This is a genomic window from Schaalia sp. lx-100, from assembly GCF_021083625.1.
Lineage (GTDB): Bacteria > Actinomycetota > Actinomycetes > Actinomycetales > Actinomycetaceae > Pauljensenia.
Genome location: NZ_JAJNRP010000002.1, coordinates 178,101 through 199,853, shown reverse-complemented (window position 1 = coordinate 199,853; position 21,753 = coordinate 178,101). Strand labels below are relative to the sequence as shown.

General features: G+C 47.3%; 13 protein-coding genes and 3 tRNA genes. 7 read left to right on the top strand and 9 right to left on the bottom strand.

Annotation, left to right across the window (positions count from 1 at the left end; genetic code table 11):
• Window positions 1-128: 128 nt before the first annotated feature.
• The 4 genes from LRP54_RS02325 to gltX all read right to left on the bottom strand — a co-directional run bounded on the left by LRP54_RS02325 (window position 129) and on the right by gltX (window position 2,039).
• Window positions 129-201, bottom strand: a tRNA-Glu gene (locus tag LRP54_RS02325).
• A gap of 49 nt (window positions 202-250) precedes the next feature.
• Window positions 251-323: transfer RNA gene (locus LRP54_RS02320), tRNA-Glu, on the bottom strand.
• 26 nt (window positions 324-349) lie between these two features.
• Window positions 350-421: transfer RNA gene (locus tag LRP54_RS02315), tRNA-Gln, on the bottom strand.
• A 94-nt stretch (window positions 422-515) separates the two neighbouring features.
• Entirely contained in the window at window positions 516-2,039 is a 1,524-nt protein-coding gene (gltX, locus tag LRP54_RS02310) for a glutamate--tRNA ligase (protein WP_231204776.1), read from the bottom strand.
• 229 nt (window positions 2,040-2,268) lie between these two features.
• Here gltX and LRP54_RS02305 point away from each other — a divergent pair, with 229 nt between their 5' ends.
• Window positions 2,269-3,045: a fumarylacetoacetate hydrolase family protein gene (locus LRP54_RS02305; RefSeq protein WP_231204774.1), complete on the top strand. Its 777-nt coding sequence runs from the start codon at window positions 2,269-2,271 to the stop codon at window positions 3,043-3,045.
• 56 nt (window positions 3,046-3,101) lie between these two features.
• Here LRP54_RS02305 and LRP54_RS02300 read toward each other — a convergent pair whose 3' ends face one another.
• Both LRP54_RS02300 and LRP54_RS02295 read right to left on the bottom strand, forming a co-directional pair.
• Complete coding sequence (locus tag LRP54_RS02300) at window positions 3,102-4,277, bottom strand: MalY/PatB family protein (protein WP_231234813.1); 1,176 nt, start codon at window positions 4,275-4,277, stop codon at window positions 3,102-3,104.
• A gap of 101 nt (window positions 4,278-4,378) precedes the next feature.
• Window positions 4,379-5,908: an alanine/glycine:cation symporter family protein gene (locus LRP54_RS02295; protein ID WP_231234812.1), complete on the bottom strand. Its 1,530-nt coding sequence runs from the start codon at window positions 5,906-5,908 to the stop codon at window positions 4,379-4,381.
• 324 nt (window positions 5,909-6,232) lie between these two features.
• On the opposite strand from LRP54_RS02295, the gene LRP54_RS02290 reads away from it, so the two are divergent.
• Both LRP54_RS02290 and LRP54_RS02285 read left to right on the top strand, forming a co-directional pair.
• A complete protein-coding gene (locus LRP54_RS02290) occupies window positions 6,233-8,920 on the top strand; it encodes a DEAD/DEAH box helicase (RefSeq protein WP_231234811.1) in 2,688 nt (895 codons plus the stop codon).
• 114 nt (window positions 8,921-9,034) lie between these two features.
• Window positions 9,035-9,733, top strand: coding sequence for a YggS family pyridoxal phosphate-dependent enzyme (locus LRP54_RS02285; protein WP_231204766.1), 699 nt, complete (start codon window positions 9,035-9,037; stop codon window positions 9,731-9,733).
• A 142-nt stretch (window positions 9,734-9,875) separates the two neighbouring features.
• Here the strand turns inward: LRP54_RS02285 and LRP54_RS02280 are convergent, their stop codons facing one another.
• From LRP54_RS02280 to ilvD, 3 genes are read right to left on the bottom strand one after another with little or no spacing between them, the layout of a single operon-like run.
• The gene (locus tag LRP54_RS02280) at window positions 9,876-10,925 is read right to left on the bottom strand and encodes a lipoate--protein ligase family protein (protein ID WP_231204764.1); all 1,050 of its coding nucleotides are present in this window, start codon (window positions 10,923-10,925) and stop codon (window positions 9,876-9,878) included.
• Between the two features lie 21 nt (window positions 10,926-10,946).
• Window positions 10,947-12,566, bottom strand: coding sequence for a citramalate synthase (gene cimA, locus LRP54_RS02275; RefSeq protein ID WP_231204762.1), 1,620 nt, complete (start codon window positions 12,564-12,566; stop codon window positions 10,947-10,949).
• A gap of 3 nt (window positions 12,567-12,569) precedes the next feature.
• Entirely contained in the window at window positions 12,570-14,450 is a 1,881-nt protein-coding gene (ilvD, locus tag LRP54_RS02270) for a dihydroxy-acid dehydratase (RefSeq protein WP_231204760.1), read from the bottom strand.
• Between the two features lie 429 nt (window positions 14,451-14,879).
• Between ilvD and LRP54_RS02265 the strand changes: the two genes are divergently transcribed.
• The 4 genes from LRP54_RS02265 (at window position 14,880) to LRP54_RS02250 (ending at window position 21,687) form a co-directional block, all read left to right on the top strand.
• Complete coding sequence (locus LRP54_RS02265; protein WP_231204758.1) at window positions 14,880-16,058, top strand: cobalamin-independent methionine synthase II family protein; 1,179 nt, start codon at window positions 14,880-14,882, stop codon at window positions 16,056-16,058.
• Window positions 16,059-16,279: 221 nt separating this feature from the next.
• Window positions 16,280-17,077: an inositol monophosphatase family protein gene (locus LRP54_RS02260; protein WP_231204756.1), complete on the top strand. Its 798-nt coding sequence runs from the start codon at window positions 16,280-16,282 to the stop codon at window positions 17,075-17,077.
• A 135-nt stretch (window positions 17,078-17,212) separates the two neighbouring features.
• A complete protein-coding gene (locus LRP54_RS02255; protein ID WP_231234810.1) occupies window positions 17,213-18,436 on the top strand; it encodes a metallophosphoesterase family protein in 1,224 nt (407 codons plus the stop codon).
• Window positions 18,433-21,687, top strand: a complete 3,255-nt coding sequence (locus tag LRP54_RS02250; protein WP_231234809.1) for an AAA family ATPase — start codon at window positions 18,433-18,435, stop codon at window positions 21,685-21,687. The genes LRP54_RS02255 and LRP54_RS02250 overlap by 4 nt, the downstream gene beginning before the upstream one ends.
• The last annotated feature ends 66 nt before the right edge of the window (window positions 21,688-21,753 follow it).

Below are 21,753 nucleotides of genomic sequence, written 5' to 3'. Positions count from 1 at the left end.
CATTGACGAAAAATACGTCACACAGGTTTCTCATGAAGTCTTTAAGGCAGATCGTCAGAAGAATGCCTCAGGCGAATAAGTTCATCAGATAAGAAAAAATAAAAGCTCAACATTGGGTTCCGCGCTTGTACCCCCAACGGGATTTGAACCCGTGTCGCCGCCGTGAGAGGGCGGTGTCCTAGGCCGCTAGACGATAGGGGCGCTAAACCTCTCAGCGAGGTAACAAGTTAACCTTAGTGAAAGGCAACCGTACCCCCAACGGGATTTGAACCCGTGTCGCCGCCGTGAGAGGGCGGTGTCCTAGGCCGCTAGACGATGGGGGCAAAATCACTCACTCATTGTGTGATCGCTGGGGTACCAGGACTCGAACCTAGAACAACTGAACCAGAATCAGTCGTGTTGCCAATTACACCATACCCCATGGCTTGTTCTCACCAGAAACTGTCCCGATGACAACAAGACAAAACTTTAGCCGACTATTTTCCCTTCGACAAATCGACAAAGAGTGGGACTATTCACGCCACTCCTGCTTCCAGTCGTTGGATAAGAGCATCAACGCGAGCAAGGGCTGATTGCCTTCCAAGAATTTCGATGGATTCAAATAGCGGAGGTGAAACTTGACGACCTGTTACTGCCACTCGGAGAGGACCAAAAGCTAAACGTGGTTTAATCTCCATGCCCTCAACAATTGCCGCGCGTAAACGTTCTTCCATCACTTCTGTACAAAATTCTTCATCTGACAAGGTTGAAAGAATGTGACGCGCAGTTTCAAGAACTTGCACTGCGTTCTCTTTCAATTTAGCTACCGCAGTTTCATCCAGAGTGAGTTCATCATCTGCCGCAAATAAGAAACCTGCCATACCTGGAACTTCACCCAGCAGTTGAATACGAGTCTGAACGTGCGGAGCAATAGCTGTCACAATTTCTTGTTCGCGCGCAGTAAGTTCCTCGTATGAATCTGCTGACACATACTTTTCCCTATGCAAGAAAGGCACCATACGCTGAGCAAAATCTGCGACATCAAGGCGACGAATATGTTCAGCATTAATAGCCACGCATTTCTTTGGATCAAAACGCGCAGGATTTGGGTTCACATGAGAAATATCGAAGGCTTCTACCATCTCATCCATGCTGAAAACATCACGATCAGGAGCAATCGACCAGCCGAGTAAAGCCAAGTAGTTATTCAAACCCTCAGGAATCATGCCGGCTTCACGGTGAAGCAGCAAATTCGACTGTGGATCGCGTTTTGACAGCTTCTTATTTCCTTCACCCATCACATATGGCAAGTGACCAAATTCGGGAATACATGACGCGATTCCAAGATCCATCAGCGCCTGATATAAAACAATCTGTCGTGGTGTTGAGGACAGCAGATCTTCACCACGCAGAACGTGAGTAATTTCCATCAGAGCATCATCAACTGGGTTCACCAAAGTGTACAAAGGATGACCATTGGCTCGCACAATAACATAATCCGGCACAGATCCTGCTTTGAAAGTAATTTCGCCGCGTACTAAGTCAGTAAATGTAATGTCATGATCGGGCATCCTCATGCGTAAAACAGGTTCACGTCCCTGCGCACGATACGCAGCTTTTTGTTCCTTAGTGAGGTCACGATCGTATCCGTCATACCCTAGCTTCGGGTCACGACCTGCATCACGGTGACGTTGCTCAATTTCTTCAGGAGTAGAAAAACTCTCGTAAGCGTATCCTCCTTCAAGAAGCTGTGCAGCAACCCGAGCATAGATATCCATACGTTCAGACTGGCGATAAGGCTCATGTGGCCCGCCTTTGCCGATTCCTTCATCCCAGTCCAACCCTAACCAGCGCAGCGAGTCAAGTATTTGGTCAAAAGACTCCTGAGAGTCACGTGCAGCATCAGTATCCTCAATACGGAAAACAAAAGTTCCACCGGTATGACGTGCCCAAGCCCAGTTAAAAAGGCAAGTACGGACCATTCCCACATGCGGAGTACCCGTAGGAGAAGGGCAAAAACGAACACGGACAGGTGAAGTATGTGCGCTGGTTTCAGTCATGAGGTCATTCTACGCCCGTTCACAGATATTCTTTACCGGCATATGGGGTATGGAAACCGTTTTTCTTCACATCTGTTACGTAAGCTTCGCTCACCTAGTCCACGCAATCAGATTGAGTTTTCCTTCCTCGTAGCGCATAAAGGGCTTCAGAGCAGATTACTTTCCTTTTATTTTCCAAAACGAGGACGATAACGCCTCGCAAATATCTGAGGAGGACTAATCTAACAGTATGCGTATCGTACGTTTTTCTGACGGGTCCTCCCCCGCTTATGGTGTTCTCGAAGATGGTTCTACACGTATTGTGGTTTTGAAAGGCGATCCGCTTTTCTCTCCCATTGAGCCTTCTGGTCGTATCGTTGAACTGGATGACGTGAGACTCTTGTCCCCTGTCATTCCACGCTCAAAAGTCATTGGTATTGGCAATAATTTCGGACCTGATATCCGACAGCCAGGTTCTCCAGAGCCTACGCCTATGCCGCCTATTTTCTTAAAGCCAAATAGCTCTGTTATCGGTCCTGATGATCCGATTGTGTTACCCAGCTGGACTAATGATGTGATTTATGAGGGCGAAGTTGCTGTCATCATTAAATCCCTTGCGAAAGATGTCCCTCTGGAAGATGTTGACTCAGTCATTTTCGGATACACATTAGCTAATGATGTGACTGCACGTGATGCTATGGATGGTGGACCTTGGGATAAAGGAAAAGGAGCTGACACATTCTGTCCGCTCGGTCCGTGGATTACGGTAGACCCTACACTTGATGTCCAATCCCTCACTCTGCATGGCACAATCAACGGGGAAAAAGAAACCAGTGGCTCAACAGCCTATATGCTGCATACAGTGCGGGAACTTATCGCCTACTGTTCAACACTGTTTACTTTGCTACCCGGCGATGTGATCGTTACCGGTTGTCCTTCTGTGTACGGCACTATTACCGCAGGCGACACAGTTTCATTTGGCGTTGAAGAACTCGGTACATTAACTAACCCCGTTATTCGTCGCTAAAAACCGCACATATCACAAGAGCGTGACCTTTGAAAAGTCGCGCTCTTTTATGTGTCTTAGGCGAAAGAGTGACGCACCCTCTCAATAATCATCTGCATATGTTCAGGGCTGCAAGCCACATTGACGCGCGCCCACTGCTGCCAGTGACCACCAAGTGTTTTCCCAGCGTTTACGATAACACCCGCTTTTTCACGCATATATTTCGCAGGGTCAGCTCCGTTCAGTGCAACTTCACGAAAATCCCACCACGTCAAATAGGTTGCCTCAGGACGCACAAAACGAATACCTGTACCATCCAGACCAACTGTCAGACGGTCAATATTCTCATTCACTAGGCGCAGAACTTCAGTTTGCCATTCATCCCCATGCTCATATGCGGCAACTGTTCCTAAAGCTCCTAAAGGCACAGGCATTCCCGAAGCCTGTTCTGGCGTTGCGTCCCACCGAGCACGTAAATCCTCATCTGGCACAATAACCTGAGCATTCGGCAGTCCTGCGATATTCCAGCCTTTCGTTGCTGCTGTCGCTGTCACCGTATGTGCTGCATAGCTTGAGCCCATACTCGCATAGGAGGTAAAAGGAATTGGTTGAAGCACCAGTGGTGAATGAATTTCATCGGCAAAAATCAGAGCGTCATACCGTGAAACAACGTCGTGGATTTCTTTTAATTCCTCACGTGATAATACGCGCCCCGTAGGATTCCAAGGATTACATAAAATGAGGAGTCCTGCCCCTTCTTTTAATGCACTTTCGATACCTTCCACATTTAATTTCCACCCGGCTTCCCCTGCTGCTTCATCGTGAATAGAGGGGACTTCAATAACTTGCCGCCCAAGCTCGCGTGGAATTGATAAAAAAGGCATGTACGCTGGGGTCGGCACAATCACCGCAGAGTCAGGCCGCGTCAGGTAAGTAATCATTCGGATAAGAGCAGGCAGGACTGCTCCCACTATGCGAATATCCTGTTCTGAAATATTCCAACCGAAACGACGATTATGGAAGCGAGCTGTTGACTCAGCCACCTGAGTTTTAAGCCATGAAGGAAAGTAGCCTAAAAAACCCTTACGAATGTTATCGACAAGGACACGTTCAACTGCCGGTGCTGTACCGAAATCCATTTCAGCTACCCATGCCCCTAGAGTTGGTAAAGCATCCGTTTGTTTCTCAGTGCTCCACTTCAGTGATCCGGTGGCATATAAGTCATCTAATGAAAAAGTACGTACCGTCGTCATTAATCTTTCTTACCTTAAATTTTGCCTAGTCACAGAAGATACATGTATGCAGAGTTCGCCGCTCACCTGCTCATGACATACTGACACACAGACTCACACTATTACTGACGTGGCGCAGATGTCTGTTGTTCTTCAGGAGCGCGCTCCCACACATCTGTCGGCAATTCACCTGGTAAAAACTTATTACCTGTTGAAATGAAAATCGGTGAGGCAACACCTGCGCGCTTTTGAGCGTCATAATCACGCATGACACCAAAACCCCACTTGGATAAGACCAAAAGAGCCACCAAATTCGCCACCGTCATCACAGCCATTGCAATATCAACGGTATTCCACACCAAATCCAATGTGGCAAGCGCACCTATGACGACAGAACCCACAGAAATAACACGTACAACCCACACCGCAATCCGTGATGAGGTCACAAATGACATATTCGTTTCTGAATAGACATACGCCGCAATAATTGACGAATAAGCCAAAACAAAGATCAGCACAGCCATCGGCATCACAGCCCACTGACCCAATTCATGAGATACCGCTAAAGTAGTCAAATTCGCTGGATTCACACCTTCAGCGCCCCATACCTGAGGGCCTGCAATCAAAATAACGAATGCAGTTGCTGTACACACAATAATCGTGTCAACAAAAACCCCTAAAGATTGCAACAAACCTTGCTGAACCGGATGATTCACTGTTGCTGTTGCAGCAGCATTTGGCGCAGTTCCTTGACCCGCTTCATTGGAGAAAAGACCCCGTTTCGTCCCATTAATAATGGCTGCGAAAATACCGCCACCTAATCCACCTGCAATCGGTGCTGGAGCAAAAGCTTCCCGGATGATCTCATAAATCACTCGACCAAAATCACCAATATTGATGATGACAATAACGGCAACCATCACCACGTAAATCAGTGACATAATCGGCGCCATCCACTCTGTTACACGAGCAACCGCGCGAATACCACCAAAGATCACCATTGAAGAAAAAACAAAAAGCAAAGCAGCAATCACGATCTGCGCTGCCGTCAAGCCCCCCAAAGCCGCGATTGGGGTGGAACCGTTTTCACCTAATACAGAAAGCAACGTACCAGCAATAGCATTTGACTGAACCGAGGTGATAACAAAAGCGCAGGTCACCACTGTAATGATCGCAAAGATCACAGCAAGGACTTTATTTTTCATACCTAAAGCAATGTAGTAGGCAGGGCCTCCTCTGAAAGAAGCATCAGCTGCGCGCACTTTGAAAATCTGCGCGAGAGTTGCCTCAAAAAAAGCTGTTGCCATGCCGACAAGGGCAACAACCCACATCCAAAAAATAGCGCCTGGGCCTCCCATGAGCAAAGCTGCAGCAACACCAAAAACATTGCCTACACCTACACGGGCAGCAAGGGAAATAGTGAAAGCTTGAAAACTGGATATTCCCCCATGCGCATCTTGGCGTGAACCCACCACCGTACGTAGCATGTCAGGGAAATAACGGATTTGTAAAGCACGTGAGGCGATAGTGAGGAATAAACCGGTTCCCACAAGAACCCATAGTGTCACATGTAAAGTCAACCAGTCAGCTACAGTAAGGATCTGTGCGGCTAACGTATCCCACAACGAGAGTGTCTCAGTTGAAACTATCATGTCACTTCCTTGGCATTATGTACGCGCCTTCATAAAAGTTAAAGGCTTCAGGCACAGCGATAGTGACATGTTTGGCTTCTCTTGTGCTTGCTCGTCCATTAATCGACACCCTCACCCCCGTGTGAGCAACGAAAAATCTCACTGCCGCTCCGGGCGCCTCAGCTGACCTGCGTATGCACAGCACAAAAGATACTCCCCTGCTTTAAGCACATACACCCTCCCCCTGTGCTTGGGAACATAAAATATCACCGCAGTCACGACAGCTTTTTCTTCCTCAGCACACTCAGTATGAATTCATAGCAAAGGTAAGGAAGAATACTCACTATGACCTGTGCGCTCAACGCTTTACTTGACCAAATCGAAGACTCTCACGCTACCCATGATGTTGATGCTCTCTATGAGGCTTTCACTGCATGGGCGAAGTCAACAGGTCGCCCTTTATATCCTCACCAGGAGGAAGCATTCCTTGAAATACTTGCTGGGAACCATGTAATTGCTGCAACCCCTACCGGTTCAGGTAAATCAATGATTGCATTGGCAGCCCACTTTGTATCAATGGCGCATGGAGGTCGTAGTTATTACACAGCCCCACTGAAAGCCTTGGTATCTGAAAAATTTTTTGATCTTGTGGAACTGTTCGGGGCAGCAAATGTGGGAATGGTGACAGGGGATGTGTCTTTGAACAGTGAGGCACCTATTATTTGCTGCACCGCAGAAATTCTGGCAAATGCGTCCTTACGGAGCGGTCCTTCTTTAGATACTGACATGGTCATCATGGATGAGTTTCATTTCTATGGGGATCCTCAACGCGGCTGGGCGTGGCAAGTTCCTTTACTTGAACTCACCCGCCCCCAGTTTGTTGTCATGTCAGCGACTTTAGGCGACACATCCCATTTTTCTCGCAGCTGGAAAGAACGCACAGGCCGCGACGTGACTTTAGTAGATAACGCACAACGTCCTGTCCCTCTTGAATTTGATTACGTGGTAGACGAAATTGTCCCTACAGTTGAACGTTTAATAGCTGAAGGCCGCTGGCCCATTTATGTTGTCCATTTTGCTCAAAAAGACGCTTTAACGACAGCACAAGTTTTCCAACATGCTTCTTTAGTTTCTGACGAGCAAGTGAAGAAAATTCGTGAGGCATTGGCGACGGTGTCTTTTGGACACGGATTTGGCCAGACCCTACGAGCCTTGTTACAACGCGGTGTGGGAGTTCATCATGCCGGTATGTTGCCGCGCTATCGTCGTCTTGTTGAACGGCTGACACGTCAGGGGCTATTGGCAGTTATCTGTGGAACTGACACTCTGGGAGTCGGCATTAACGTGCCTATACGAACGGTTCTTGTGTCTTCTCTCGTGAAATTTGATGGGGAGCGTATGCGTCATCTGTCCGCACGTGAATTTCATCAGATTGCTGGGCGAGCAGGGCGAGCCGGTTTTGATACTGTGGGTTTTGTTCGAGTTCTTGCTCCTGAACATGAGGTAGAAAAAGCGCGTGAACGCGCACGTCTAACAGCAGCGCAAGAAAATGCTCGCGATGAACGTGCTGCCAAACGAGCAAAGAAGAAGATTTCAAAGAAAAATTTAGGTGGAACTGCTGGCCAAATCTCATGGACGCGTGCAACCTTTGACCGTTTAGTTTCAGCGGCTCCCGAACAATTACAATCACGTTTTGCTCTGAGTCACGCAATGGTGCTTCACGTTTTAGCCGGTGCAGCTGAGGCGCAACGCGATCCTGGTGAGCATCTTGTTTTTCTGGCAACGCATAATGACGATCATCTTCGTGACATTAACCCACATTTAAGGCGCTTAGGCGACATTTATTCTTCATTACGAACAGGTGGAGTCATTGAACATGTCAGTAGTACGCAGGCACGTGCAGAAGGAACACCTCGTGTGCGTTTAGTTGCTGATCTTCCTGATGATTTTGCTTTGAATCAACCGTTATCGCCTTTCGCTTTGGCTACTCTTGAGCTGCTTGATTCCACTGATTCTGATTTTGCTGTCAATGCTGTTTCTGTTGTTGAATCGGTTTTAGAAGATCCTCGTCCTTTACTTTTTGCTCAGCAACGTGTTGCACGTGCAGAAGCTGTGGCGGCAATGAAAGCGCAAGGTATGGACTATGACGAACGTGTAGCTTCTTTGGATGAGGTAACTTGGCCTCAGCCATTATCTGAGTTATTGCATGCTGCTTTTTCAACCTATGTCACTTCAAACCCTTGGGTCGGTGCTTTAGAGATTTCACCAAAATCTGTTGTCCGTGAAATGATTGAAAACGCAATGACTTTTTCTGAATTGGTGGCACGCTACGATGTGGGGCGCAGTGAAGGTGTTATTTTGCGTTACCTCACAGATGCTTACCGGGCTTTACGTCAGCTGATCCCTGACACCATGATGACACCGGAATTAACTGAAATCATTAATTGGCTAGGGGACCTTGTACGCGCCGTTGATTCTTCTTTACTTGATGAGTGGGAGTCTTTGATTTCAGGTGTTTTTGTTCCAGAAACTACACGCACTGACACTACGGATGTGGGGCTGGAACGTGCTTTCGGTGCGCGACCGGATGGAAGTGTGCCTCTTACTGCTAATCGTCATGCGTTACGCACACATGTACGCAATGCCATGTTTAAGCGTGTTGAGTTAGCTTCACGTGACGATGTCGTGTCTTTAGGTCGCTTGGATGAAGCAGCAGGATGGGATGAGGCACGTTGGGATCATGCTTTGGCCCGCTATTGGGCAGAATACGATTGGATAGGAATTGACCAGGAAGCACGTTCACATTCAATGTGTGTCATTAATGAATCTCCTGAACGGGTAGATCTGATTGCATCTGGCCTGCCCGAAAATGTGCTGAATCAGCCCTGCCCTTCCCTGTGGTTGATTACTCAGCGCATTGTTGATCCTGAAGGGGATGGTGATTGGCGTATGGTGGCTTACGTTGATCTTCAGCAAACTGAGCTACACGACGAATTAGCGCTGTATTTTGTTGATTTCAGTCCTCATGCCTAAAAAGCATTTCGCTTATGTAAAGCTGCAAGGCAGGCAGGACAATCACACCCATCGTTTCTGTTTCTGTCCAAAGGCTTCGTACCCTCATCACAAACTACCCTATGCTTATAAACTATGAGTATTGAGCGCAATATCGATCTCGTCTACGAACGTATAGAACATGCCTGTGAAACATATGGCCGAACTGATGCTGTTGTTTTACAGATAGCTGCGAAAACTCAAAGCGCAGATTCATGTTTTCAAGCCGCACAGCATCTATCACACAGCGCTCACCCTATCCTCCTGGGGCATAATCGTGTTCAAGAAGCACGCGACACAGCAGAAGCAATTCACGCTATCCCCCATTCACGTATCCACCTCATCGGTCCGCTCCAAAGCAATAAAATCAATATGGCGCTGTCCTGTGTTGACGCAATCGACACTCTCGACCGCGTGGATATTATCGAGCCTCTAAGTAAACGACTCATGCATCCACTTCCTGTGATGATTCAAGTGAATGTATCCGGCGAAATCACAAAATCCGGATGTGCGCCGACAGTGGTTAATACCCTCGTTGATGCTGTGAATGAATGTGATTCCCTCATATTAACTGGGTTCATGACAGTTGGCCTCAATTCATCGCATGAAGCTCCCGTTCGTCGAGCATATGAACATTTACGTCTTTTACGTGACCGCACTGCACAACGTCTCAACCTGCCTGAAAATGCACTCGAATTGTCAATGGGTATGTCCCATGACCTTGAATGGGCAATAGCAGAAGGAAGTACACGTGTACGTGTAGGAACAGCAATTTTTGGTCCGCGCATACGCTGATTTTTATACGAAAACCTCATACTATTCAGCGGCCGCTTTCCACCTATCACGGCTTACAGGATGCAACCATATTCAAACATCCTCCTTGCGAGGAAAGCGCACTCAAGACCATAAAGCCAGTAACTGTATTTACCTGGAAAACTTATGGCAGCCGGAAAGTCCACTCATCAGTCGCAAACTTTGATTCCACACGCTCTTGCGCCACACGTAATTCTTCCTGCGTCAGATAGGACATGCTGGCCCCAAACTTATCTATAAAGTAATCGCGGAAAACCCTCATAATTTCCTCACGAGGCATTCCCGTCTGCGAGCGCATAGGATCCACACGTTTTACTGCGCTGCGTGTTCCTTTGTCCCGGAGCTTTTCCATACCGATACGCAGTACTTCATTCATTTTTTGGGCGTCGATATCATAAGCCATTGTCACATGGTGCAACATGTATCCATGTGCCCAGCGTTTTTGTGCGGCTCCTCCAATTTTCCCTTTATCGGAAGCGATATCGTTGAGTGGAACATAGTGAGCATGAATACCGAGTTTCTCAAGCACTTCCATCACCCACTGATCTAAATATGGGTAGGACTGTTCAAAACTCATTCCTTCAACCAGTGCGGTGGGCACGACTAAAGAAAATGTCACGCAGTTACCAGATTCCATGAACATGGCACCGCCGCCTGAGACACGGCGGGTCACAGTAATCCCATGTCGTTTAACACCCTCAGGTTGTAATTCATTAGCGTAGGACTGGAAAGAACCAATCACAACCTGCGATCCTTCCCATTCCCACAGGCGCATAAATGGTTTACGACGGCCAGCAGCCACTTCCTCAACGAGAGTTTCATCTAGGGCCACGTTCAGACGCGGATCGACCACAGGACCATGAATCACCTCAAAATCAATATCGCTCCACGATAATGCGTGGCCGACAGCGCGACGCACTGCGATAGCGACGCCTTGCGAAGTGATCCCCATAAGTTCGTCTGTGTCATAAAGAGCAGAATCAATCGCAGCGGTCATTGCACTCACAGAAACATCAGCGGGTAGGCCTTCTAAAGCTCCTGAAATACGCTCTAATGCTTCATCACAGCTCAGGAAAAAATCGCCAGTAATCTGCACATGTGCCAGATGATCATTGAGTATCTCCACGTTTGCTACGACAAGTTTTCCACCGGGGACTTTATATTCACCGCGCATATGTTTTACTTTCCTTAAAAATTATTCTTCTAATAATGATGTGGCACCTGCCGCAAGCAAGCCCCACCAGTATGCGTCAAAGAGTGCTTCCCATGAAGCTTCAATAACGTCAGTGCCTACTCCTACCGTTGTCCATTGACGTTTTCCGTTTCCCATTGTGACTAAAACACGTGTTGTCGCGTCCGTTCCTGCGTGAGGATCTTCAAGAATACGCACTTTGAAATCTGTCAAAGCAAAAGAAGCCGCTACAGGATAATCACGTGTGAGGACGTGTCGCAGGGCACGGTCCAGAGCATTAACCGGGCCGTTTCCTTCTGCTGTGCGAATATGACGCGTATCCGTATGTACTTTCACAGTTGCTTCAGATTGTGTGAAAGGTTCACCCTGTACTTCAGCTATTTCTTGAGTCATAACTTTCCATGACTCTACTCGTACAAAACGAGGTAACTTACCTAGCTCTTTACGGACAAGTAACTCAAAAGAGGCATCTGCGACATCAAATGTGTACCCTTGCGCTTCACGTTCTTTGACGACAATAGCTACACGTGCAGATACCTCCGGCCGTTTTGACAGATCAAGGCCACATTCGCGTGCTTTCAATTCAATGGATGCGCGTCCTGCCATTTCTGAAACAACCATGCGCATGTCATTACCTACGTTGACGGGATCAATATGCTGATACAGGTCAGGGTTCACTCGAATAGCTGAAGCATGTAAACCTGCTTTATGAGCAAATGCGCTACGCCCTACATATGGGTCACGCGCATAGGGCGTAATATTGACTAACTCTGCCACGCGGTGCGATACATGTTCCAGTTGGCTTAAATGCCCCGCAGGTAAAGCGGTGTACGGCATTTTAAGTTCAAGGTTAGCTGCGCAAGTCAATAGATTCGTGTTTCCGGTACGCTCACCATAACCGTTAATGGTTCCTTGCACATGTCGCACACCCGCATTGACAGCGGCTAAAGAATTTGCCACGGCGCATCCTGTGTCATTATGCGCATGTATCCCAAGGACCACGTGTTGCGCTCCTATATCGTCAAGGAACATACGTGTTTGTTCGCAGTAATGCGCAATTGCGTCAGGTAAGTTTCCGCCATTTGTATCGCAGGCAATGACGGTACTAGCACCAGCATCAACAGCTGCACGGATCACTTCAAAACCATAGGACGTATCTTCAGCTAATCCGTCAAAGAAATGTTCAAGATCCACCATAACTTCATGACCTGCTTGCGTAAGAAAAGCAACAGTGTCATGGACCATGCGTAAATTCTCTGCACAGCTTGTTCGTAATGCTTGCTTTACGTGACGGGGATCTGATTTAGCAACCAAAGTAACCCGTTCAACTCCGCAATCACGTAAAGCACATACTTGCTGGTCTTTTGATGGAGCAAGACCCGGACGCGCGGTTGAACCAAAAGCAACCAAATGCGTCCTGCGCAGTGTCATAGTTGCAGCTTGCTGAAAAAATTCCGTGTCTTTCGGTATCGCCCCAGGCCAGCCGCCTTCCACGTAGTCCACTCCCAGGTCATCCAGGATGCGCACAATGGCGATTTTGTCGGCAACTGAAAGGGAAATACCTTCTTGTTGAGCGCCGTCACGCAGCGTCGTGTCATAAAGAGCAACGTGTTCGGCAGGCATGTGTCAGCCTTTCTTACGGAGGATCCTATTAACATCACGCGCAGCACCGCGAGAAGCAGATAATGCTGTTGCTGCGTATAACTGTAAAGCTGCAGAAATTTTACGCTGACGATTCACAGGGGTCCACGGATTTTCACGTTCTTCCTGTGCGCAACGACGACGTTCCAGTTCTTCCTCAGGGACATCCAAACACAGTATGCCTTCATTCACGTCAATAATGATGGTATCTCCGTCTTCCACGAGGCCAATAAGACCACCATCGGCAGCTTCAGGTGAAATATGCCCGACAGATATACCTGATGTGCCACCAGAAAAACGACCATCAGTAATCAGCGCACATGCTTTACCTAAACCACGCCCTTTCAGGAATGAGGTCGGATACAGCATTTCTTGCATCCCTGGACCGCCAGCAGGACCCTCATAACGGATAACCACGACATCACCGGCTTGAACAGTTTTATCGAGGATACGGTCTATTGCTTCTTCCTGGGATTCCATAACCCTGGCCCGTCCCTCAAAGTGGAATAGCTCAGGATCAATACCGGCAGCCTTAATAATGGCCCCTTCGGGAGCTAAATTGCCATACAGTACGGTTAAACCGCCATTTGCCGTATAGGCATGTGCAACGTCACGAATACAACCATTTTCTGTATCAAGATCGAGTTCATTCCACTGATTCGCTGTAGAAAAAGGCTCGGTTGTTCGCACGTTACCGGGAGCGGCATGCCACAAAGTCAGTGCTTCATCTGTGACCTGCGGGGAACGCGGATCCCATGCGGCTAACCATGAAACTAAATCAGGTGAATGTACCGAATGAACAGTGTGCGTGAGCATACCTGCACGATCAAGCTCCCCCAGCAAACGAGGTATTCCTCCTGCTCGATGAACATCCTCCATGTGGTAATCATTGTGGTTAGGTGCGACTTTCGACAAGCACGGCACAGTTTTACCTAGATGAGCAATATCCGATAAATCAAAATCCACACCTGCTTCATGAGCAACAGCAAGAAGGTGAAGAACCGTATTCGACGAACCCCCCATTGCCATGTCAAGAGTCATTGCATTATGGAATGCATCTGCTGAAGCAATGGAACGCGGCAACACTGAATCATCGTCTTGGTCGTAGTAGCGCCGACATAAGTCCACGGCAAGCGCACCTGCGCGCTCAAAAAGGCCGCGACGTGCCTGATGAGTCGCCAAAGTGGACCCGTTACCCGGCAATGACAAACCTAAAGCCTCAGTCAAGCAGTTCATTGAGTTAGCAGTGAACATGCCTGAGCAGGAACCGCATGTCGGACACGCAGCTTTTTCAAGAGCCCTCAGATCATCATTGCTAATCTCGTCATTAGCTGTCGCATTCATCACGGTGATGAGATTGCCGTGACCTGTACGGGCAGGACCCACAATCAATGATGGATCAATATTTTTCCCAGCCTCCATAGGGCCACCTGAAACAAAAATACAGGGAATATTCACCCGCATAGCTGCGATGAGCATACCGGGAGTGATTTTGTCACAGTTAGAGATACATACCATCGCATCGGCACAGTGAGCATTAACCATGTATTCCACTGAATCAGCTATCACTTCACGTGAGGGCAAGGAATACAACATGCCTGCATGCCCCATGGCAATACCATCATCTACAGCAATGGTATTCATTTCTTTTGCAACACCACCGGCTTGGGTGATCGCATCAGCTACGATTTGACCGACGTTTCGCAGGTGAACGTGGCCGGGAACAAATTCGGTAAAGGAATTAACAACAGCGATAATTGGCTTTCCAAAGTCACTATCACCCATACCTGTGGCTCGCCATAGGGCGCGAGCGCCTGCCATATTGCGCCCACTGGTTGATGTTGCTGACCTGAGCTGCCTACTCATGCTCGTGTTCTCCTTATAGGTTGTGTTGTATTTAAGAGTAAAGCAGGGCAGAAAATCTGCAGCAGATAGACGGGTATCGGACGCTTTTTACTTCTGTTACCCATGCGAGCGCGTGTAATTCATTGGTAAAGCGTGTTTTTCTTCGCAGTGTTTTTTGTTGAGAAAAAAGGGTTTATCCCCTATTTTTCTTCACATATTCATGAGGGTATGCTCTCTCACACATGCCCTACCTAACAGATGCGTGCACTATCGCACACCGTAGCTTCACAAGGCTTCCCACGTATTTTTTGAGGATTTTAATCACGCAGATGTGAAAGAAAAGTCAAATCATAACGACATGTGAGTTCATTTTCTGAAAGGACTTATGTATTTCCTGTGCTGGCTTATACCCTAACAGCGTCTGGTAGGTATTGATAAAAGGATATTCACATGCCTGTTTTAACAACCCATGTTGGTTCTCTGCCTCGTTCTGCTCGCCTATTGGAGGCTAATAAGAAATACGAAGAAGGAACATTGGGACGTGAAGAATTTTCCACTCTTTTACGTGAAGAAACCGATGCGGTTATCGCACGTCAAAGCGATATTGGTTTGAGCATTGTTAATGATGGCGAGTATGGCCATGCAATGACACTTGCAGTTGATTATGGAGCATGGTGGTCCTATTCATTTACACGTTTTAGCGGCCTGGAGATCGTGCAAGAGCCTCCTGCTCCTCGCCCGTCGCGTTCAGGACGCCTCGTTCTTGACCATATGACTGACCGGCGTGATTGGGTAGCTTTTGATGATGCTTACCATGATCCCACTTCAGGTATTCACTTGGCGACTGCCTCTATTCCCGTGTGGCCGGTAGTAACAGGTGAGTTGAAGTATATCGGTCACGAAATTGTTCAGCGTGACGTGGATGCGTTACTTCATGCTCTCCATGCTGCGGGACGTGAGGCTCGTGATGGTTTCGTTGCTGCGATTTCACCAGCTTCTGCTGCGCGTATTGGCAATGTGTATTACGAAGATGACGAAGCTGCTGTGTGGGCGTGGGCAGAAGCGCTTCGTGAGGAGTATTTAGCGATTACTCAGGCTGGTTTAACTCTGCAGATTGATGCTCCTGATTTGGCTGAGTCATGGGATCAGTTCGTTGTGGAGCCTTCAATTGAGGATTATCGCGCATTCTCGAAAGTTCGTATTGAGGCTTTAAATTATGCGTTGCGTGACATTGATCCTTCTCTTGTGCGCTACCACGTATGTTGGGGCTCATGGCACGGCCCTCATTCAACAGATCTGGATTTTGCGGCCATTGTTGATTTGGCTTTGGAAGTGAATGCGAACGGTTTAACATTTGAGGCTGCTAACGCGCGTCACGCACATGAGTGGGAGATTTGGAAAGACACTGTTCTTCCTGATGGAAAGTATCTGATCCCAGGGGTTGTTTCCCATTCAACAAATGTGGTGGAGCATCCGCGTTTGGTTGCTCAGCGTATACGTCAGTTCGCTGATCTTGTAGGTGATGAACGTGTGATTGCTTCAACAGATTGTGGTTTAGGCGGGCGTATTCATCCGCAGATTGCGTGGGCGAAACTTGAAGCATTAACTGAAGGTGCTCGTTTAGCGTGAGGTGAGCGTTTTTCTGCGCTTCTATCAGCGCATGTGCGTGTTGTCGTTTTCGGCAGCACGCACATGCGCTTTCTGCAGGGGTTTTCTTTTTCTGGGGATGCGTTCTGTTTGAGAGCGTATGTGAAGTATTTTTCCTTCAACAGCAAGCTTTAGGACAGGAAATGGTTCATCTGTCGGGAATTGCTCACCACGTCTTCTCCATATGGGTACGGTGAGGAGTTATGACATGCACCCGCTCATATGCTGATGATTTACAGCTTGCTTTAGATCTTGCCGATCTTGCCGATGATCTCACTCTCGCGCGTTTTCGTGCAGATGATTTACTGGTGGAATCTAAACCTGATCTGACTCCTGTCTCAGATGCGGACCGTTTAGTGGAGGATCAGATACGTACTCGTCTAAGTCAAGCACGTCCTACAGATGCGATTATTGGCGAGGAGCGTGGTTCTTTCGGTGCTTCGTCCCGTATGTGGGTTATTGATCCAATTGATGGGACACGTAATTTTATTCGTGGTGTGCCTGTATGGGCGACTTTGATTGCCCTTATTGATGAAAAGCAGCCTGTTGTTGGAGTTGTGTCAGCTCCTGCACTCCAGCGTCGTTGGTGGGCTGCTCAGGATTTAGGAGCTTGGATGTCGTCACGTGGTGGGTTTCCTGAACGCTTATCTGTGTCAAGAATTAGTCGAGTTGAAGATGCTTTTGTGTCTTATTCTTCGCTTCATGGTTGGGATAGCATTGGTTTAGATGCTGAAATGTGTGATGTGTTGAAGCGAGCATGGTACACCCGTGCTTATGGTGATTTTTGGAGCTATATGCTTGTTGCTGAAGGTGCTGTTGATATCGCGTGCGAACCAGAGTTAGCTCTCCATGATATGGCCGCTTTGGTACCTATTGTGCGTGAAGCAGGTGGCGTATTTACCTCTGTTCACGGTGTTGAAGGACCGTGGGGTGGCAGTGCTTTAGCAGCTAATCCTTTATTGCATACATGTGTGCAGAATATTTTTCTGCACCGGGAATAATGCAAGAGGTGTGTATGTAGGGTGGGTTTCTGTATTGTTCTCACCACAGAATAAATGACACACATCACATATTCTATTATTTGTTCTTCAAGAGAATTGTCTGCAGATGTAGGGGGTGGGTGCGAAAGTAGTTATATGCGGATACTTCACACATCGGACTGGCATTTTGGTCGCAGCTTACATGGGGTAGATCTACATGAGGCTGTTGATCTGTTTACACGCTGGCTCATTGATTGTGTGAAAGAACGAGATGTGGACGTTGTCCTTATTAGCGGCGACATCTTTGATCGAGCTTTACCCCCTGTTTCTTCTGTACGGCAGCTCTCTTACGTCCTTGAGGAGCTGTGTCGTTTATGTACTGTTATTCTCACGCCAGGTAACCATGATTCAGCCACACGTTTAGGTTTTGTTTCACAACTTTTGAGTCCACGTTTACGTATCGTCAGTGATATTCACCTTATCGGTCAGGCAATTGATATTAATGCGACGGATGGTTCAGGGGTTTTAATTTATCCGATCCCTTACCTTGAACCTGATCTGGTACGTACTGCTTTACGCGATTCTGATTCAAACGAACCCATTGGTCGTTCTCATGAAGCTGTTATACAGGCTGCTGTGAAGCGAATACGGCATGATTTAGCACGACGTCGCCTTGAGGGTGATGATCGACCGGCTGTGTGCATGGTTCATGCTTTCATTGTCGGAGGCAATGCTTCAGATTCTGAACGTGATATTCACGTCGGCGGTGTCGATAGTATTCCTGCCAGTATTTTCGATCTGACAGTTTCTCCAGAAAATGATCCGAATGCTCCGATAGTGACACATGGTTTTGACTACATTGCAGCCGGACACCTACATCGTCCGCAAAATATTCATGGGGCATCTGTACCTATTCGATATAGTGGTTCGCCGTTGGCGTATTCTTTTTCAGAAGCCGGAACTGCAAAAAGTGTGACCCTGATTGAATGCGATGCACATCAAATTCGCCATATTGAGATACTCGATGTGCCTGTTTATCGGCCTTTGGCTGTCATCACAGATTCAATGGATGAACTCCTCTGCGGCACTTATGAAGATATGCGCCAACATTGGCTGTCCATTAATGTCACCGATTCTTCACGACCAAGTGAGATGGTTCCACGTTTACGTGAATATTTCCCATATGCCCTCGTCATTATGCATACACCTGAGCATGTACCCGATGCTCAGATAGCACGCACACATGACATTCGTACACATAGTGTCCATCAGATTCTTCATGCATTTTTCACTGATGTCGGTGGGGCCTCACTCACTGCGCACGAAAGTGCAGCATTAAATGACGTGGTAGCAGATCTTCGTATAAAGGAACAGCAATGAAACTCCGTCGTCTTACTCTATGTGGCATTGGCCCATTCCATAAAGAGCAGGTAATTGATTTTCATGCTTTTGATGCTGCTGGATTATTTTTGCTTGAAGGTCCAACAGGGGCCGGTAAATCCACGCTTGTTGATGCGATAACTTTTGCCCTTTATGGAGATGTGGCCAGACAAAGTGATTCTGATAGATCACGTATGCGTAGCTCATATTGTCAAGGAAATGACCGTAGTTGGGTTGAGCTTGTTTTTGAAGTTTCTCGTGGTATCTATCGGGTAACGCGCACACCTAAATACACTCGCCCTGGACGAAAAACAGATGTGAATGCGACTATTCACTTAGAAAAAGTGGTGGAGTCTTCGGGGAATTTCATATCCGTTGACGTGATTTCACGTTCAATTGCTGAAGCTGATCGGGAGATCCGTCAATGTGTCGGTTTGAATAAAGACCAGTTTTTACAGACAATCGTGTTACCGCAAGGCAAATTTTCACGTTTCTTAATAGCAAAATCTGATGAGCGCGAAAGTATTTTGCGTGATGTTTTCGGAGCGGGTTTCTACCTCAAATTGCAAGAAGAACTACGCGCACGAGCACACACAAGTAACACTCATGTGGAATCAGCTCGAAGCGCTCTCGAACATACGTGGGAAATTTTTCATGCACTTACTGATGATTTATCCACAGGCACAGACACAGACACAGACACAGACACAGCTTCCTCTACTATTCAGGCTCATCTAATAGACCCTCAGTACAAAGCCCCAGATTCGCCTTCTCACCTTGTCACTGAAAAAGAAACTCACATACCTCCCGATGTTTTACACTCCTACGCTAGTACTCTCAGTCAAGAAAAAATTTCTGTACATGAAAATACGCCCTCTGTTCTTCCAATAACTAAATACATTACTGAGGCACATGCGCGTATAGAGCATCTTCGCAGCCTCATTGTAGAAGCGCAGCGACAAGAAGAAAAAGCTCGTGAACACGCTACTTGTCTGCACAACACCCTCCAAGAAGCTCAAGTTCTAAGTGACAAACTCAAGCAGCGCAGTAGTTTAGAACACGTAATTTCCGAACGGGAAAAAGACGAAGAACACATATGTGTTTTACGCACAGCACGTGAAAAATCCTCACAAGCGGCCCTCGTCCTCAGTGAATATGTCGCGCTCAAACAAGCAGAAAAAGAATTAAAAGCTACTCAAGAAAAAGCACGCAGTGCCGCTCAAAAACTCAGTGATACTGCGCAATTATCTGGATATATATGGAAACAGCCTGATTCTTTTGATAAATCTGACCTCGCATCATTGCAGACAGAACTTTCCGTAATTGATACTTATATTCGCCATTCACAGCGGCAAGCCGATATTGCGCTCACCTATCGCAACCATATAGAAACGCACCGCGCGAAAAAAGATTCCGCCTACAAAGCACGTGAAACTCTGGATTCTGCTCTACTTACTGTGGAAGGCGAATGTCATGAAATTCCGCAGCAGATCAAGGAATATGAAAATGAACTGACACAACTTCGTCAATTGAGTACTTCCCTATCTTTATATGAGGAACGACTCCTTCGTTTAGAGCAACGGCTCGAAGCTGCAATACGCGCAGAAGAACTCAACACTTTGATGAGCAAACATGCACTTATTTGCGAAAAAGCTCTTGCCCATGCGCAAAAACAAGCGCATATTGCACACAGCATTCACACACAATGGTTACATGACACAGCCCGTTCACTCGCTACAGAACTCATTGATGGCCAACCTTGCCCTGTCTGCGGCTCAGTTGCACACCCTCATCCTGCTCATATTCTCACGCCCCCTGATCTATCTGGAGAAACGACTCCCCTCTCGCTCACAACACGCAGTGATGTTGAGAAAGCACATAAAGAAAAAGAACAAGCAGACCGTGCTCTCGAAGAAGCACGCGTGCTCCATACAACATACACAACACAACTTTCCTCGGCGCAAGAAATCGCTCAAGGCACACGTCAAGAATTAGAAGATCTAATCCAGCAAACACGCACAGAATATACACAAGCTCAAGAAGCCTTACTACGTGAGCAAGAACTTGAACAAAAACTCGCAGAACAACAAGCCCTACTGGAAGAAAAAAAGAATACTCGCACACATCTGCACGAACAGTCTGCTTCATTCGATGCTCTTATACACGTAGCACAACAAGAAATTGATACAGCACAAGCACAATTAGCAGATATACATATTCCAACGCATGATCTTGCTTCATACTGTGAAGCACTACTGCATATGAAAGATACTCATGATTCCTTACAGGAAATCATGCATATCCTTCCTGCTCTCTATAAAAATATTCATGAAGTACAGGAACGCTATCGACACACGATTCAAAAAACCGGACTCGATTATGACACAACATGCGAGGAAACACTCCAGGCTGACCTGCTCACTCCCGAACAAGATAGCGAATATCAACAGCGCATTGACACACACGAATATGAACTACGCACAGCACGTGAGCAACTTGCTGCACTATGCGCAGATATCCCTGAAGGAGCCACCCCACCGGATATACACGCTCATCGCACTGCTTACGAAGCCGCGCAAACAACATGTTCGCATATACGCGCGCAAATACTCACCTACGAAAAAACCACTGCCCAAGCCACAGGTATTTTCCAAGATTTACAGGAAGCATACACACAGCTCAGCGCCGCAGAGAAAAAATCTGGACCACTGCGACGCCTCAGCGCTCTTGCTACAGCACACGGACCAGAAAATTTGCACAGTACTCCTTTAGCTTCATGGGTCTTAATTTCCCGATTTGAGGAAGTCTTAGCCGCAGCTAACCCACGTCTTTTACGCATGTCAGAAGGGCGCTACGAGCTGCGTCATTCACTTGATGACGGCACACGCTCACACAAATCAGGCCTTGGCTTACACATCATCGATCATGACACCGAAGAAATACGTAGCACCCGCAGCTTATCTGGTGGGGAAACCTTTTATGCTTCACTTGCTTTAGCACTGGGATTAGCTGATGTCGTCACAGCAGAAACAGGTGGAATCGAATTACATACAATGTTTATTGACGAAGGATTCGGCTCCTTAGACGCACATAAACTAGAAATTGTCATGGATCAGCTCACCGCATTACGAAAACAAGGACGCACCATCGGGGTAATCAGCCACGTAGAAGAAATGTCACGGCGCATCCCTGAACAAGTAAACATTCGCTGGAACCCATCCATAGGATCGACTGTGCGCGTACGCGCTTAACCTTCAGCTCACATATACTCAAATCAAAAGGAAAAAATACATTACTCACAGCAACAAGTGTTAGCG

Coding starts and splice junctions, on each gene's coding strand:
- gltX (WP_231204776.1), bottom strand. CDS start 2,039: ATGACTGAAACCAGCGCACATACTTCACCTGTCCGTGTTCGTTTTTGC.
- LRP54_RS02305 (WP_231204774.1), top strand. CDS start 2,269: ATGCGTATCGTACGTTTTTCTGACGGGTCCTCCCCCGCTTATGGTGTT.
- LRP54_RS02300 (WP_231234813.1), bottom strand. CDS start 4,277: ATGACGACGGTACGTACTTTTTCATTAGATGACTTATATGCCACCGGA.
- LRP54_RS02295 (WP_231234812.1), bottom strand. CDS start 5,908: ATGATAGTTTCAACTGAGACACTCTCGTTGTGGGATACGTTAGCCGCA.
- LRP54_RS02290 (WP_231234811.1), top strand. CDS start 6,233: ATGACCTGTGCGCTCAACGCTTTACTTGACCAAATCGAAGACTCTCAC.
- LRP54_RS02285 (WP_231204766.1), top strand. CDS start 9,035: ATGAGTATTGAGCGCAATATCGATCTCGTCTACGAACGTATAGAACAT.
- LRP54_RS02280 (WP_231204764.1), bottom strand. CDS start 10,925: ATGCGCGGTGAATATAAAGTCCCCGGTGGAAAACTTGTCGTAGCAAAC.
- cimA (WP_231204762.1), bottom strand. CDS start 12,566: ATGCCTGCCGAACACGTTGCTCTTTATGACACGACGCTGCGTGACGGC.
- ilvD (WP_231204760.1), bottom strand. CDS start 14,450: ATGAGTAGGCAGCTCAGGTCAGCAACATCAACCAGTGGGCGCAATATG.
- LRP54_RS02265 (WP_231204758.1), top strand. CDS start 14,880: ATGCCTGTTTTAACAACCCATGTTGGTTCTCTGCCTCGTTCTGCTCGC.
- LRP54_RS02260 (WP_231204756.1), top strand. CDS start 16,280: ATGACATGCACCCGCTCATATGCTGATGATTTACAGCTTGCTTTAGAT.
- LRP54_RS02255 (WP_231234810.1), top strand. CDS start 17,213: ATGCGGATACTTCACACATCGGACTGGCATTTTGGTCGCAGCTTACAT.
- LRP54_RS02250 (WP_231234809.1), top strand. CDS start 18,433: ATGAAACTCCGTCGTCTTACTCTATGTGGCATTGGCCCATTCCATAAA.